Here is a 13,735-nt window from a genome sequence, read left to right as displayed (position 1 = left end):
ATGGACATCAGCAACAAACAATGGCGTGAACAGCTTTACGTCATGATTTTCCAAAGCGACACCAAGGCGGGTCGACGCTTCGACGGCATTCTGCTGTTGATCATCCTCGCCAGCCTGGTGATCGTGATGCTCGACAGCATCGACAGCATTCACCAGAACTACGCCGATGTCCTCGCGTACATCGAGTGGGGTTTCACGGTGATCTTCCTGGGCGAGTACATCCTGCGCCTGTACTGCTCGCCTAAGCCCTTGCGCTACGCCTTCAGCTTTTACGGGTTGGTGGATCTGCTGGCGATCGTGCCGGGCATCCTCGCGCTGTATTACGCCGATGCGCAGTACCTGCTGATTATCCGCATCATCCGCATGCTGCGGATTTTCCGCGTGCTCAAGCTCAGCCCCTATCTGAAACAAGCCAACTACCTGATGGCGGCGCTGCGCGGCAGCAAGCAGAAAATCGTGGTGTTCCTGGTCAGCGTCTGCACGCTGGTGACGGTGTTCGGCACGCTGATGTATGTCATCGAAGGCCCGGAACATGGCTTCACCAGCATTCCCAAAGGCATCTATTGGGCAATCGTGACGCTGACTACCGTGGGTTTCGGTGACATCGTGCCGAAAACGCCGCTGGGCCAGGTGGTTTCCTCTCTGGTGATGATCACGGGTTACTCGATCATTGCGGTGCCCACCGGTATTTTCACTGCCGAACTGGCCAACGCCATGCGTGGCGATCAACTGCAGCACGACTGCCCGGTGTGCAAGAAAAACAACCACGAACACGGCGCCGCGTTCTGCTCCCGTTGTGGCAATGCGTTGTTCAAGAAATTGGAATAAGCAAAGAGCTTTTTAATCTTTAAGGGACTATACGACCCCGGTTATAGTCGCTGGCAAAATGCCCCATCTTTTAAATAGAACAAGGATTGCGCAGTGAAAAAACTCTTTGGCGCCTCTCTTCTGGCCGCTGGCCTGGCACTGACCAGCGTGGCTCAGGCCGCACCGACCCTGCTCAACGTTTCCTACGACGTGATGCGCGATTTCTACAAGGACTACAACACTGCGTTCCAGAAACACTGGCAAGCCGAGCACAACGAAAACATCACCCTGCAAATGTCCTTCGGCGGCTCCAGCAAACAGGCGCGCTCGGTCATCGACGGCCTGCCGGCTGACGTGATCACCATGAACATGGCCACCGACATCAACGCCCTGGCGGACAACGGCAAACTGGTCCCGGACAACTGGGTCACGCGCCTGCCGAACAACAGCGCGCCGTTCACCTCGGCCACCGTGTTCATCGTGCGCAAGGGCAACCCGAAAGCCCTGAAAGACTGGCCGGACCTGCTCAAGGACGGCGTCCAGGTCATCGTGCCGAACCCGAAAACCTCCGGCAACGGTCGCTACACCTACCTTTCCGCCTGGGGCTACGTGCTGAAAAACGGCGGTGACGAGAACAAGGCCAAAGACTTCGTCGGCAAGCTGTTCAAGCAAGCGCCGGTACTCGACACCGGTGGCCGTGCCGCCACGACCACCTTCATGACCAACCAGATCGGTGACGTGCTGGTGACCTTCGAGAACGAAGCGGAAATGATCGCCCGCGAGTTCGGCCGTGATCAGTTCGAAGTCATCTACCCAAGCGTTTCCGCCGAAGCCGAGCCACCGGTGTCGGTGGTCGACAAGACCGTCGACAAGAAAGGCACCCGCGCCGCCGCCGAGGAATACCTGAAATACCTGTGGTCGCCGCAAGGCCAGGAGATTGCTGCGGCGAACTACCTGCGCCCGCGTGACCCGGCCGTGCTGGCCAAGTACACCGACCGCTTCCCGAAAGTGGACTTCCTGTCCGTCGAGAAGACCTTCGGTGACTGGCGTACCGTGCAGAAGACCCACTTCAACGATGGTGGGGTTTTCGACCAGATCTACACCGGTCAATAATCGCCTGGAACACAGCAATTCCTGTGGGAGCGAGCTTGCTCGCGATGACAATTGCACAGTCAACATCGACGTTGACTGTCATTACGCCATCGCGAGCAAGCTCGCTCCCACAGTTTTTTTCGCCTGCTGTTTCAGCTCAAGTTGCCGCAGAAAATGGCCTGGTGACCATCGGCCGGGCTTTCACGCACCACCAAGGCGTAGCCGCCGGCTCGAAGGGTTTCGACGGCGACCGGTGCGCTCTTCCAGAAATACTGGTGCGAGGCCGCAGAATAGAACCGCGCGTTGGGTCCGTCGTTCATGTCATAGGCCGGTTTCGCACCCAGGTTCTCGCAGCTGCCCGGGTAGATGTAAGCCATCAAACGGCCCGGCAGCGCACTGCCCATGGGCTCACCACTGAGCGCAAACCAGAACACGGTGTCATGCCCGCTGGGCATCATGATCGGCCGGCCAATATTTCCGGCATTGATCGCGGTGCCATTCAGGGGAACGTTGGTGACCTGGTTGTCAGGCACTGTCGAACAACCACAGAGCCCGCCGAACGCTAAGACTAACGCCAGCGAAGATACGATTTTCATCGTGATACTCCCGCTTGTAAGGACACATTGAAGTGATCCCCCCTGTAGATTCTAGCTGCCGGGGCCCTGCGGGTTTTTCTTCGGATGGCCGGTTGCCATGTGCTGATCATTACGCAATGGCATGATTACTATCACTCCAATCCCGCTTCCGCGTTTTCAGTCAGCCCGTTAGCCTGCGCGCATTCCATTCCGTACAGCGAGACCCGTTATGACCCCTGCGACCCACGTGCCCCACGGCACCGCGACAATGACCCGAGGCATGGTGCTGCTGTTCGCCTTCTGCTGCGGCGCCATTGTCGCCAACATCTACTACGCCCAGCCGATCATCGGCCTGATCGCGCCGGACATCGGCCTGACCAACACCATGGCCAGCCTGATCGTGTCCCTGACGCAGATCGGCTATGCACTGGGGCTGTTTTTCCTCGTGCCACTGGGGGACCTGCTGGAGAACCGTCGGCTGATGATCATCACCACGCTGGTGGCGATTGTCAGCCTGCTGGGTGCGGCATTCACCGATCAGCCCAACGTGTTCCTGCTGATTTCGCTGTTGGTGGGGTTCAGTTCGGTGTCGGTGCAAATCCTCATCCCGTTGGCCGCGCACCTGGCGCCGGAAGAAACCCGGGGGCGTGTAGTGGGCGGGATCATGGGCGGTCTGTTGCTCGGCATTCTGCTGGCCCGGCCGGTGTCCAGCGTGGTGGCCGATCACTTCGGCTGGCGGGCGATGTTCATGATTGCCGCCGTGTTGATGGCGGCCATCAGCATCGTGCTGGCCGTGACCATTCCCAAGCGTGAGCCCGATCACAGCGCGTCCTACGGCCAGTTGCTGGGCTCGCTGTGGACGCTGTTGTGCAAGCAACCGGTACTGCGTCAACGGGCGTTTTACCAGGGTTGCATGTTTGCCACTTTCAGCCTGTTCTGGACTGCCGTGCCGCTTGAATTGGCGCGCAATCATGGTTTGTCGCAAAGCGGCATCGCGATTTTCGCGCTGGTGGGCGCCATCGGCGCCATTGCCGCACCGATCGCCGGACGCCTGGCCGATGCCGGCCATACCCGCATCGCCTCGTTGCTGGCCTTGGTGTTCGCCAGCCTGAGTTTCCTGCCGGCGTTTATCCATCCGGCCTACAGCGTCATCGGCCTGGCCGTGACCGGCGTGGTGCTCGACTTCTGCGTGCAGATGAACATGGTCCTCGGCCAGCGCGCGGTCTACGCCCTCGACGGCAAAAGCCGCAGCCGCCTGAATGCGCTGTACATGACCAGCATCTTCATCGGCGGTGCCTTCGGTTCTTCGGTGGCCAGCGCGGTGTACGAACACGGCGGCTGGTTGTGGATCGTGATCGTCGGCAGTGCGTTCCCGTTGCTGGCGTTGCTGCGTTTCCTGAGTGTTTCGCAGAAAGGTTCGCTGGCGACGGCTTAGTTCAATCGCCGCCCGGGGATGGCGGGATCTGTTACGCCGAGGTCAACGGCCCAGACGTACGAGTTCGACGGAGGCCGCGTTCTGATTAACGCCACCTGACAAGTGTGGGAGCGGGCTTGCCGCTCCCTCCTACAACACCCCCCCATCAAACCCGACCCTGACATTCACCGGCAATTCACCCCGATGCTGCATCAACCAGGCATCCAGGGTATGCCCGACATGGGTCAATACCGCCTTCTTCGGCTGCAACTCGTCGATGCACTGCAAGGCCAGGTTCAGGTCGTTGTGATTACGCGGGGCCTGGGGTTGCGGTGGCAGGGAGCAATCCAGCACCAGCACATCCAGTGGCTCACGCTGCAGCCAGCTCGAAGTGTCCGGCGGCAGGCCCACGGTGTCGGTCAGGTAGGCGATTCGCCGCCCTTCGCCTTCCAGCAGATAACCGAGGGTCGGTTTCGAGTGTTGCAGCGGCAGCGCGGTGACACTGAGCGCACCGAATTGCCGGGTTTCAAAGCCGTCGAAGGGTTGGCTGAAATCGAGAATGCCGGGGTGTTTGTAGAGGTCGGCGAGGCCCTCCGGGTCCACCGGGCCGTGGACCGGAATCACCAGCCCCTGGCCCCAGCGCAGATGCAACAGGCCCTGGGCATGATCGGCGTGGTAATGGGTCTGGAGAATGCCGTTGAAACTGTGCGGCGGGAACTGTTCGCACAGGTCAGGCAAGCCGCTGTCGATCAACCAGCGCTGATCGCCACACTCGATCAGCGCGCTGCAGGGTCGACGCTGCAAGTGCTCATCCTTGCGGGCCGCATCACAAGCCACACATTCACAGCCGTAGACCGGGACTTGTCGGGCGTCGCCGGTGCCCAGCAACGTCAGGCGCATGCAGCCTGGCCATCGATGCAGGCCAGCATGCGTGCCACCGTATGCTCCAGTGCGCCGGAGTTATCCAGCACATGCAGCGTCGGGTCATTGTCAGCGAGCACACGCTGATTGAAGCGCGCATTGCGCGCCAGCCGGGCATCGATCTCGGCCACCGATTCCCGCCCGCGCGCCAGCAGGCGCTCACATAACACGGCCTGGTTCACGGTCAGCAACAACACCAGCACATTCGGATAGCGCTCGCGGGTTTTCTGCAAATGCCCCCGCGAGCCATTGACCAGCACGTCGTGCCCGGCGGCCAGCCAGTCGTCGATTTCCCGTCGGATGCCATAGGACAGGCCATTGGCATGCCAGCTCAGGGCAAACGCGCCGTCTGCCTCCATGTCGGCAAACTGCTGCGGGCTGACGCCCAGTGCCGCCTCGCCCACCGCTTCCGCCGAACGGGTGATGACCCGGCGCACGATCCGGCAGCCGCGTTCTGCCAACTGCTCTCGCGCCGCATCCAACAGGCTGTCCTTGCCTGAGCCCGAGGGCCCGATGAGATAGATCAACCTGCCCGCCATCAAAACACCCTCTTCGCTTGTCGCCATACTTGCTGGACCACTGGCAAGCCATCCTGGCTACGTGCTTGCAGCAGATCCGCGCGCAGACCCGGTGCAATCTCGCCACGATCGTTCAACCCGGCGGCCCGGGCCGGATTCAGGCTGACCATGCGCACCGCTTCGGCCAGACCGATCCGCTCACTCTGCGCCGCCAGCGCGAACGCCGATTGCAGCAGGCTTGCCGGGTAGTAGTCGCTGGACAGAATATCCAGCAAGCCTTCGTCGGCCAGATCGAAGGCGGCCACGTTACCCGAGTGCGACCCGCCGCGCACAATGTTCGGTGCGCCCATCAACACATTCATGCCGTGCTCCCGGCAACCGCGCGCGGCCTCGACGGTGGTCGGGAACTCGGCGATGGTCATGCCGTAGCGCGCCGACTCCTCGACGTGGGCCAGGGTCGCGTCATCATGGCTGGCAACCGACAGGCCAAGGGCCAGGCAGTGCTCGACAATCGCCGCGCGGTAGCGGTCGCCATAGGTGCGCGAGTTGGCCATCTGCAGGGTGATGAATTCATCCATCTGTGTAGTGGTCAGGTGGTACTTGCCCATGTAGTACTCACGGTACTTGGATTCCAGCACGAACTGGCGCTGACCCGGCGAGTGGTCCATAACAGACACCAATTGCACCAGCGGGTTCTCCACCAGATCGCGGAACACGCTGAGGGTGTCCGGGTGGCACAGTTCGCAGCGCAAGTGCAGGCGGTGTTCGGCGCGGGTCAGCCCGGCGTCGCTGGCTTTGGAGATGGCGTCGAGCATCGCCGGCAGTTTCTGCATGCGATTGCCCTTGGGGTTCACATCGCCGATCGACACCGCGTCGAACACCGTGGTGATGCCGGCCGCGATGATCTGTGCATCGTGACTGAGCACCGCCGGCACGGACGGCCAGTCCACACCGGGACGCGGGGTCATGTGGCGTTCCAGATTGTCGGTGTGCAGCTCGACAAGACCCGGCAGCAGGTAGTCGCCATTGAGGTCCAGAGCCTGGGGCAAACGGCTCGGGCCTTCGGCGACCTCGGCGATCAAGCCGTCGCGCAGCAGCACGGTGCCGTAGAACACACGGTCAGCGCTGACCAGTTGGGCATTGCTGAGGATCTGTTCAACGGACATCGGCGTACTCCTTTTCAGTCACAGCGGCTGGGGTCATGTCGAGATGGCGGTCGGCAACCGCCGCGCGGGCGATGCGGTCGTGGAAGATGCCGATCAGCGCGGCACCGGCGGCCTTTGCTTCATTCATCAGTTCCAGCACCACCTGGCGATTGTTGTCGTCGAGTGATGCGGTTGGTTCATCGAGCAACATCACCGGCCAGGCCACCATGAACCCGCGGGCGATGTTGACTCGCTGCTGTTCGCCACCGGAGAAGGTGCCGGGCGCCAGTTGCCAGAGGCGTTGCGGGATGTTCAGGCGCGTGAGTAGCAATTCGGCGCGCGCTTGCGCCTGCTCTTTCGCCCAACCACGGGCCAGGGCCGGCTCCATCACCACGTCCAGGCACGCGACCCGCGGGATCACTCTCAGGAACTGACTGACATAACCCAAGGTGCGCTGACGCACTTGCAGGATGTCCCGGGGTTCGGCGCCCACCAGCTCCAGCCACTCGCCGTCGTGCTGCACACGGATGCTGCCGCCCGCAGGCAGATAGTTGCCGTACAGGGTGCGCAGCAAGGTGCTTTTACCGGCGCCGGACTGGCCATGCAGCACCAGGCATTCACCGGCCGCCACACTGAAATCCACCCCGCGCAGCACGTTGAGGACCACGCCGTTCTGCTGATGCAGGGTGAAGGTTTTCGAGAGGTCACGGACCTCGATCAAGGTATTCATCGCAGGGTTTCCACTATTGAACGGGGCTTCACGGCTGCAACACCGAGGACACCAGCAGTTGCGAGTAAGGGTGCTGCGGATCGTCGAGGATCTGGTCGGTCAGCCCGGTTTCCACCACCCGTGAGCGGCGCATCACCATCAAGCGGTCGGCCAGCAGACGCGCCACCGCCAGGTCGTGGGTGACGATCACCACGGCCAGGTCCAGCTCACGCACCAGCCCACGAAGCAGGTCAAGCAAGCGCGCCTGCACCGAGACATCGAGGCCACCGGTTGGCTCGTCCATGAACACCAGCCGTGGACTCGACACCAGGTTGCGGGCGATTTGCAGGCGCTGCTGCATGCCGCCGGAGAAGGTCCGGGGCAAGTCGTCGATGCGCTGCGGATCGATTTCCACCTGGCTCAGCCAGTCCAGGCCTGCTCCGCGCAGTTGCTGGTAATTGCGCACGCCTTGAGCCATCAGGCGCTCGCCGATGTTGGCCCCGGCAGACACGCCCATGCGCAAACCGTCACGCGGGTTCTGCTCGACGAAACCCCATTCGGTGCGCAGCAAGGTGCGGCGCTCGGCTTCGCTGGCGCTGTACAAATCGAGCCACTGGCCCTGTTTGTCGCGGTAGCCGATCTGTCCTCGCTGCGGTGGCAAGCGTCCGCTGAGCAACGAGAGCAAGGTCGATTTACCCGACCCGGACTCGCCGACAATCCCCAGCACTTCACCGGGGTACAAATCGAAGCTGACGTCCTGGCAACCCTTCTCCAGCCCGTACAACAGCGACAGATCGCGCACCCGCAGCAAGGGTTCGGTGGACACGGACAATTGGTTTTTCAGCGCCTGGTTCATTGGCCCTGCTCCTGCTGGCTGACGCGCTGGGCGCAGTAATAGGTGTCGGAACAGACGAAGCTCTGGGTGCCGGCGTCGTCGAGAATCAACTCATCGAGGAACGAATCGCGGCTGCCGCAGATGGCACAGCACTCTTCCCACTTCTGCGCTTCGAAGGGGTGATCCTCGAAGTCGAGGCTGGTGACTTTGGTGTACGGCGGCACCGCGTACAGACGCTTCTCACGGCCGGCGCCGAACAGCATCAGCGCCGGGCTCATGTCGAGTTTCGGGTTGTCGAACTTGGGGATCGGCGACGGATCCATCACATAGCGCTCGTCGACCATCACCGGATAGGCGTACGCCGTGGCGATGTGGCCGAAGGTGGCGATGTCTTCGTAGAGCTTGACGTGCATGACCCCGTAATCGTTGAGGGCGTGCATGGTCCGGGTCTCGGTTTCCGACGGTTCGATAAAACGCAGCGGCTCGGGAATCGGCACCTGATAGACCATGATCTGATCGGCATGCAGCGGCGTTTCGGGGATGCGGTGGCGGGTCTGGATCACCGTCGCGTCCGGCGTGCTTTCGGTGGTTGCGACCCCTGCGGTGCGAGCGAAGAAGCGGCGGATAGACACCGCGTTGGTGGTGTCGTCCGCGCCCTGGTCGATGACCTTGAGCACGTCATCGTCGCCGAGAATCGCCGCGGTCAATTGCATGCCGCCGGTGCCCCAGCCGTAGGGCAACGGCATCTCGCGGCCGCCGAACGGCACCTGGTACCCGGGGATCGCCACGGCCTTGAGCAAGGCGCGGCGGATCATGCGTTTGGTCTGCTCATCGAGGTAGGCGAAGTTGTACGCCGCATCGCGCACCGGTGCCTGGCTCAAGTCATTCATGGTTTTGCCCCTCGGCAGGCTTGCGCAGTTTGCGGATCAGTTCCAGTTCGGCCTGGAAGTCGACGTAGTGAGGCAACTTCAGGTGCGAGACGAAGCCTGCGGCCTCGACGTTGTCGCAGTGCATCAGCACGAACTCTTCCTGCTGGGCCGGCGAGACGATCTCTTCGTTGTATTCGTCAGCGCGCAGCGCACGGTCGACCAGCGCCATGCCCATGGCCTTGCGCTCGGCGTGTCCAAAGGCCAGGCCGTAGCCACGGGTAAAGTGCGCCAGCTCCGTGGCCGAGCCGACAAACTGGTTGACCATCTCGCACTCGGTGACTTCGATGCAGCCCAGGTTGATCGGGAAGCCCAGCTCTTCGGGGTCGATCCACACCTCGACTTCACCGATGCGTATTTCCCCGGCGAACGGGTGATTGCGGCCATAGCCGCGCTGGGTGGAATAACCCAGCGCCAGCAGGAAACCTTCGTCGCCACGGGCCAAGGCTTGTAGACGTTGCGCGCGACTGGCCGGCAACTCCAGTGGGTCGCGGGTGATGTCGGCCACGCTTTCGCCGTTGTCGGATTCGTTCTTGATCAGGCCTTCCTGCGCCAGCAATCCGAGGACTCGCGGGCATGCTTCGAGGCTGGCATTCGGGGTGACTTGCGGCCCCGGGTATTCGCCTTCGGCCAGTAATGCGAAGTCCAGCAAACGATGGGTGTAATCGAAGGTCGGGCCCAGCAGTTGGCCGCCTGGTACGTCCTTGAAGGTCGCGGACAAACGTCGGCTGAGCTGCATGTTCTGGGTATCGATCGGCAGGCTCGGGCTGAAGCGCGGCAACGTGGTGCGGTAGGCCCGCAGCAGGAAGATCGCTTCCACCAGATCCCCCGCCGCTTGCTTGATCGCCAGCGCTGCGAGTTCTTCGTCGTACAGCGAGCCCTCGCTCATCACCCGCGCCACCGCCAGCGGCAGTTGCTGACGGATCTGCTCGACACTCAGTTCAGTGACCGAGGTATCGCCCCGGCGCTTTTTCGCCAGCAGACGGTGGGCATTGTCGATGGCCTGTTCGCCACCCTTGACGGCTACGTACATCAGGCGCGCTCCTCTGCGATACGGGTACTGCGGGGCAGGCCGATCAGGTCGTCGCCGGCGGTGAAAAACAGGTCCAGCCCACGGGGGAATTCGTTGCGCCGTTCGCGTTCGCGCCAAAAGCCAGCGGCCAGCGGCAGCGCCACGTTGTGTTCGCTTTCGATGCCCGGCCCGCGCCACACCAGCCCTGCCCCGCCGTAAAGACTTGGCAGCTGAACCAGCAAGGTGCAGGACTGGTCCGGGTAACGGTCGTTGCCTGTGTCGAAACCGCTCAGGTCCAGCAGATCGTCAGCGGCAAGCAAGGCAAACCGCGCATCTTCACGCTTGGCGGTCAGCGGGCAACCACAGTGGAACGCCAGGTTGGCGCGGATCAGCGGCGTGTCGAAACACGGCGCCAGCCACAGCGGCGTGTCGACATCCAACAGCGCCAGGCATAGCGCATAGGTCGCGGGTGCCAAGCCTTCGAGGCTCGGCGTGGCGTGCAACGTCTGGATCACACCGGGGCCGGCCAAGGCCTTGAGGGCTGCGCGAAATCCGCGCTGGGCATCCAGCACCGGGTCGGCGAACGCCGGTTGCAACAGCTGTGCGCTCATCAGTTTTCTCCTCGCACGAGGGTGAAGAATTCGACTTTGGTGGCGGCGGTTTCCGCCTCTTTTTGCGCCCGGCGTTCGGCCTGGACAGTCGCCAGCGGCGTGATCATCTCCGCCAGCCAATGGCGCTGTTGCACGCCCTGCAAATGCGCATCGGCCAGGGCGGCCAGTTCGGCGCGAACCTTGTCGCGACCCGCCAGATAGCTGTAACCGGTACGGCCATCGGCCAGGCGCACCACGCAGCGGGTCACGCTCATTTCGCCGACGTTGAACGGCGCGCCATTACCGCCCATGCGGCCACGGACCAGGGTCATGCCGATTTCCGGGGCGCGGATCAGTCGGTACTCGACGTCGCGCAACGCGTCTTCGAAGGGCTGCAATTCACTGCGGCTGGCGCGGGCCAGCACGCCGATCCAGTGCTGCCGTTCGGTGTGAGAAGCTGGGTTTTGCATTGCGTTCTCCATCAGGTGACGACCTGGTACTGGAAGCGATCCGAACGGCTGGTGGACTGCGCCAGCTCCACCGCACGGCCGTCGCGATCGCGGGAAAGGGTGAACACGCTCAGGGCCGGCAGATGCCGGGGCATCAGCAGCAACGCGGCTTCTTCGCGGTTGGGCAAACGGGCGCCGATCAGGCTCTGGGTGCGGGTCAGCGGCATATCGCGCTCGCGCAAGTACTGGCGCAGGGAACCGCCGTTGTAGTCGGCCAGCAGCGGCGCGTGGCTGGCGCAGTAGCGATGGCGGATCAGGCTGACCGGTTGGTTATCGAGCTTGCGCAAGGTCTGCAACTCGATCATTGGTGCCATTTCGGCGATACCCAGGTATTGCGCCTCTTCACGACTGGCGAAGCAGTAGCGGCGCTTGAGCAACAGCGCTTGGACGCCATGCCCCTGGGCCGACAGCGACTGGCTGTAGGCACTCTCGGCGGTCATCGAGTAAATCAGCGGCCGCTCCAGCACCTGGGTGCCCTTGCCCTGGCGCCGCAACAGGCTGCCTTCGAACACCAGTTCATCGATGGCGCGGCGCAGGGTATGGCGGTTGACCCCGAAGCGTTCGGCCAACATCACCTCCCCCGGCAGGAAATCTCCGGCGCGGTAATCCGCCAGCTCCCGACGCAGGATGTCGGCCAATTCGCGGTACACCGGTTCATCTTGTCTAGACAAGTTCATGCTTTAAAAAAAGCGCCCGCGGGCACCCCTCCGAAAAATCAGATGAACTGCTTGCGCAGGCGTTGCGAGAGGATGTCGATCAGGCTGACGACGACGATGATCACCAGCAAAACGGCGCAGGTCTGCACAAACTGGAAGGCGCGGATGTTCTCCCAGAGAATCACCCCGATCCCGCCCGCCCCGACCATTCCCACCACCGTCGCCGAGCGCACGTTGGCCTCGAAGCGATACAGCGCGTAGGACACCCACAGCGGCATCACTTGCGGGATCACGCCGTAGATCACTTCTTGCAAGGCACTGGCGCCGGTGGCGCGAACGCCTTCGACCGGTCCCGGATCAATTGCCTCGACGGCTTCGGCGAACAGCTTGGCGAGTACCCCGGTGGTGCTGATCCATAGCGCCAGCACGCCGGCAAAGGGCCCCAGGCCGACGGCCACCACGAACAACATGGCAAACACCATTTCGTTGATCGAACGGAAGGCGTCCATCACCCGGCGCAACGGCTGGTGAATCCACCACGGCGTGATGTTTTCCGAGCAGAGAATGCCCAGCGGCACCGAACAGACAATCGCCAGCACCGTGCCCCACAGGGCGATTTGTACGGTGACGATCATTTCCTTGAGGTACATGCGCCATTCATGGAAGTCCGGCGGGAAGAAATCCGCGGCGAAGGTCGCCATGTTCCCCGAGTCGCGGTACAGCGCCATCGGATTCATTTCGGCGCCGTGCCAGGCCCAGGTCAGCATGACCAGGAACAGGCCCCAACCGACGTACTGCGGCCAGGTGCGCTTGCCAACAGCTTCAGCGTGCAGAGTGGTCATGAGGGTTCTCAAAAAATTATGCTTTGTACAAAAACCTGTGGGAGCGAGCCTGCTCGCGATGAACGTAAGGACGCCGCGTGTCTCCCGGTTTCCCGCGTCATCGTTGCCGACCATCGCGAGCAAGCTCGCTCCTACGGGGGTTAGCCGTTGGCTGCGGTTTTTTTGTCGAGCAAGGTCAGACGCTCTTGCAGCTTCGCCAGCTCGGCATCGATATCCGCCAGCTTCCTGGCCTTGTCCGCAGCTTCCAGCTTGTCGTCGGCGCTGATCGTGGTGCGTTGCTTGAACAGCTCAAGCTGACGGATCGGCAACAACTGGTCGTCGCTGGACTTGAGGAACTTGCCCAGTTGCATGCCCTTGAGCACCGCCTTCTCTTCGTTGGTGTCGCCATAGCTGAAGATGAAATCGCGGATCTTGGTCTTTTCGCTGTCGCTCAGGTTCTTGCTCCACACCAGCGGGTCGGCGGGGATCAGCGGTGACTTCCAGATCACTTTCAGCAGAGCGGCTTTATCCGGCTGGGTGACTTCCAGGCGATCCCAGCTTTCGGTGTTGAAGGTCGCCACATCCACTTGCCCCTTGGCCACGCTCAGCGCGTTGACTTCATGACTGGAGTTGAGCGTGCGCTTGAAAGCGGTGGCGGCATCGACGTTGTTCTTGGCAAACACGTAGTAGCCCGGCACCAGATAGCCCGAGGTGGAGTTCGGATCACCGTTGCCGAAGGTCAGGTTTTTGGCATTTTTCAGCATGTCGTCGACGGAGTTGATCGGGCTGTCCTTGCGCACGATCAGCACGCTCCAGTAACCGGCGGCGCCACTGGCGGCAGCGGTCTGGGCGAAGATCTCGCCGTTGGAGCGGTCCACCGCCTCGATGGCGGCCTTGTTGCCCAGCCAGGCCACATCGACCTTGTTGAAGCGCATGCCCTGGATCAGGCCGGCATAGTCGGAGGCAAACGTGGCGTTGATCTTCAGGCCGGTCTTCTTGTGCATGTCATCCAGGAACGGCTGCCAGATGCTCTTGAGGTTTTGCGACGACTCGGTGGACATGATGCCGAAGTTGATGGCTTTTTCTTCAGCGTGGGCAGTGCCCGATACACAGCTGGCGAGCAGCGCTGCGCCAGCAAAAACGCGACCGATACGGTTCAACATGGAAAGGCTTCCTGAGGGTGAACGGCTAGGGAGTTCGAGGTT

16 protein-coding genes are annotated in these 13,735 nt (G+C 62.2%); 3 read left to right on the top strand and 13 right to left on the bottom strand.

The window, feature by feature from the left end:
- The gene (locus EI969_RS13760) at window positions 1-828 is read left to right on the top strand and encodes an ion transporter (protein WP_160388285.1); all 828 of its coding nucleotides are present in this window, start codon (window positions 1-3) and stop codon (window positions 826-828) included.
- Between the two features lie 93 nt (window positions 829-921).
- Window positions 922-1,920 (top strand): sulfate ABC transporter substrate-binding protein, encoded by a 999-nt coding sequence (locus tag EI969_RS13755; RefSeq protein WP_150716452.1) that lies wholly within the window; start codon window positions 922-924, stop codon window positions 1,918-1,920.
- 131 nt (window positions 1,921-2,051) lie between these two features.
- On the opposite strand, the gene EI969_RS13750 is transcribed toward EI969_RS13755, so the two are convergent.
- The gene (locus EI969_RS13750) at window positions 2,052-2,495 is read right to left on the bottom strand and encodes a hypothetical protein (protein ID WP_160388284.1); all 444 of its coding nucleotides are present in this window, start codon (window positions 2,493-2,495) and stop codon (window positions 2,052-2,054) included.
- A gap of 208 nt (window positions 2,496-2,703) precedes the next feature.
- On the opposite strand from EI969_RS13750, the gene EI969_RS13745 reads away from it, so the two are divergent.
- On the top strand, window positions 2,704-3,909 hold the full coding sequence (locus EI969_RS13745) for an MFS transporter (protein ID WP_160388283.1): 1,206 nt from the start codon (window positions 2,704-2,706) through the stop codon (window positions 3,907-3,909).
- A 129-nt stretch (window positions 3,910-4,038) separates the two neighbouring features.
- Here the strand turns inward: EI969_RS13745 and phnP are convergent, their stop codons facing one another.
- From phnP to phnD, 12 genes are all read right to left on the bottom strand, one after another.
- A complete protein-coding gene (gene phnP, locus EI969_RS13740; protein ID WP_160388282.1) occupies window positions 4,039-4,788 on the bottom strand; it encodes a phosphonate metabolism protein PhnP in 750 nt (249 codons plus the stop codon).
- On the bottom strand, window positions 4,779-5,348 hold the full coding sequence (phnN, locus tag EI969_RS13735; RefSeq protein WP_160388281.1) for a phosphonate metabolism protein/1,5-bisphosphokinase (PRPP-forming) PhnN: 570 nt from the start codon (window positions 5,346-5,348) through the stop codon (window positions 4,779-4,781). Before phnN ends, phnP begins: the two co-directional genes overlap by 10 nt.
- Window positions 5,348-6,493, bottom strand: a complete 1,146-nt coding sequence (locus tag EI969_RS13730; protein ID WP_160388280.1) for an alpha-D-ribose 1-methylphosphonate 5-triphosphate diphosphatase — start codon at window positions 6,491-6,493, stop codon at window positions 5,348-5,350. Before EI969_RS13730 ends, phnN begins: the two co-directional genes overlap by 1 nt.
- Entirely contained in the window at window positions 6,483-7,202 is a 720-nt protein-coding gene (gene phnL / locus EI969_RS13725; protein ID WP_160388279.1) for a phosphonate C-P lyase system protein PhnL, read from the bottom strand. Before phnL ends, EI969_RS13730 begins: the two co-directional genes overlap by 11 nt.
- Window positions 7,203-7,230: 28 nt before the next feature.
- Window positions 7,231-8,037 (bottom strand): phosphonate C-P lyase system protein PhnK, encoded by an 807-nt coding sequence (phnK, locus tag EI969_RS13720; protein WP_160388278.1) that lies wholly within the window; start codon window positions 8,035-8,037, stop codon window positions 7,231-7,233.
- The gene (locus tag EI969_RS13715; protein ID WP_160388277.1) at window positions 8,034-8,906 is read right to left on the bottom strand and encodes an alpha-D-ribose 1-methylphosphonate 5-phosphate C-P-lyase PhnJ; all 873 of its coding nucleotides are present in this window, start codon (window positions 8,904-8,906) and stop codon (window positions 8,034-8,036) included. The genes phnK and EI969_RS13715 overlap by 4 nt, the downstream gene beginning before the upstream one ends.
- Window positions 8,899-9,975, bottom strand: a complete 1,077-nt coding sequence (locus tag EI969_RS13710) for a carbon-phosphorus lyase complex subunit PhnI (protein WP_160388276.1) — start codon at window positions 9,973-9,975, stop codon at window positions 8,899-8,901. The genes EI969_RS13715 and EI969_RS13710 overlap by 8 nt, the downstream gene beginning before the upstream one ends.
- Window positions 9,975-10,565 (bottom strand): phosphonate C-P lyase system protein PhnH, encoded by a 591-nt coding sequence (gene phnH / locus EI969_RS13705; protein WP_160388275.1) that lies wholly within the window; start codon window positions 10,563-10,565, stop codon window positions 9,975-9,977. The genes EI969_RS13710 and phnH overlap by 1 nt, the downstream gene beginning before the upstream one ends.
- Entirely contained in the window at window positions 10,565-11,014 is a 450-nt protein-coding gene (gene phnG, locus EI969_RS13700) for a phosphonate C-P lyase system protein PhnG (protein ID WP_256678312.1), read from the bottom strand. Before phnG ends, phnH begins: the two co-directional genes overlap by 1 nt.
- Window positions 11,015-11,025: 11 nt before the next feature.
- Window positions 11,026-11,730, bottom strand: a complete 705-nt coding sequence (gene phnF, locus EI969_RS13695; RefSeq protein WP_178120663.1) for a phosphonate metabolism transcriptional regulator PhnF — start codon at window positions 11,728-11,730, stop codon at window positions 11,026-11,028.
- 38 nt (window positions 11,731-11,768) lie between these two features.
- Window positions 11,769-12,563: a phosphonate ABC transporter, permease protein PhnE gene (gene phnE, locus EI969_RS13690; RefSeq protein ID WP_178120662.1), complete on the bottom strand. Its 795-nt coding sequence runs from the start codon at window positions 12,561-12,563 to the stop codon at window positions 11,769-11,771.
- A 128-nt stretch (window positions 12,564-12,691) separates the two neighbouring features.
- The gene (gene phnD, locus EI969_RS13685) at window positions 12,692-13,693 is read right to left on the bottom strand and encodes a phosphonate ABC transporter substrate-binding protein (RefSeq protein WP_160388272.1); all 1,002 of its coding nucleotides are present in this window, start codon (window positions 13,691-13,693) and stop codon (window positions 12,692-12,694) included.
- Window positions 13,694-13,735 lie beyond the last annotated feature (42 nt).

The organism is Pseudomonas sp. PB101 (assembly GCF_009764265.1).
Lineage (GTDB): Bacteria > Pseudomonadota > Gammaproteobacteria > Pseudomonadales > Pseudomonadaceae > Aquipseudomonas.
Note: the sequence above shows the minus strand (reverse complement) of the source record. Positions and strands in the feature narration are given on the sequence as shown.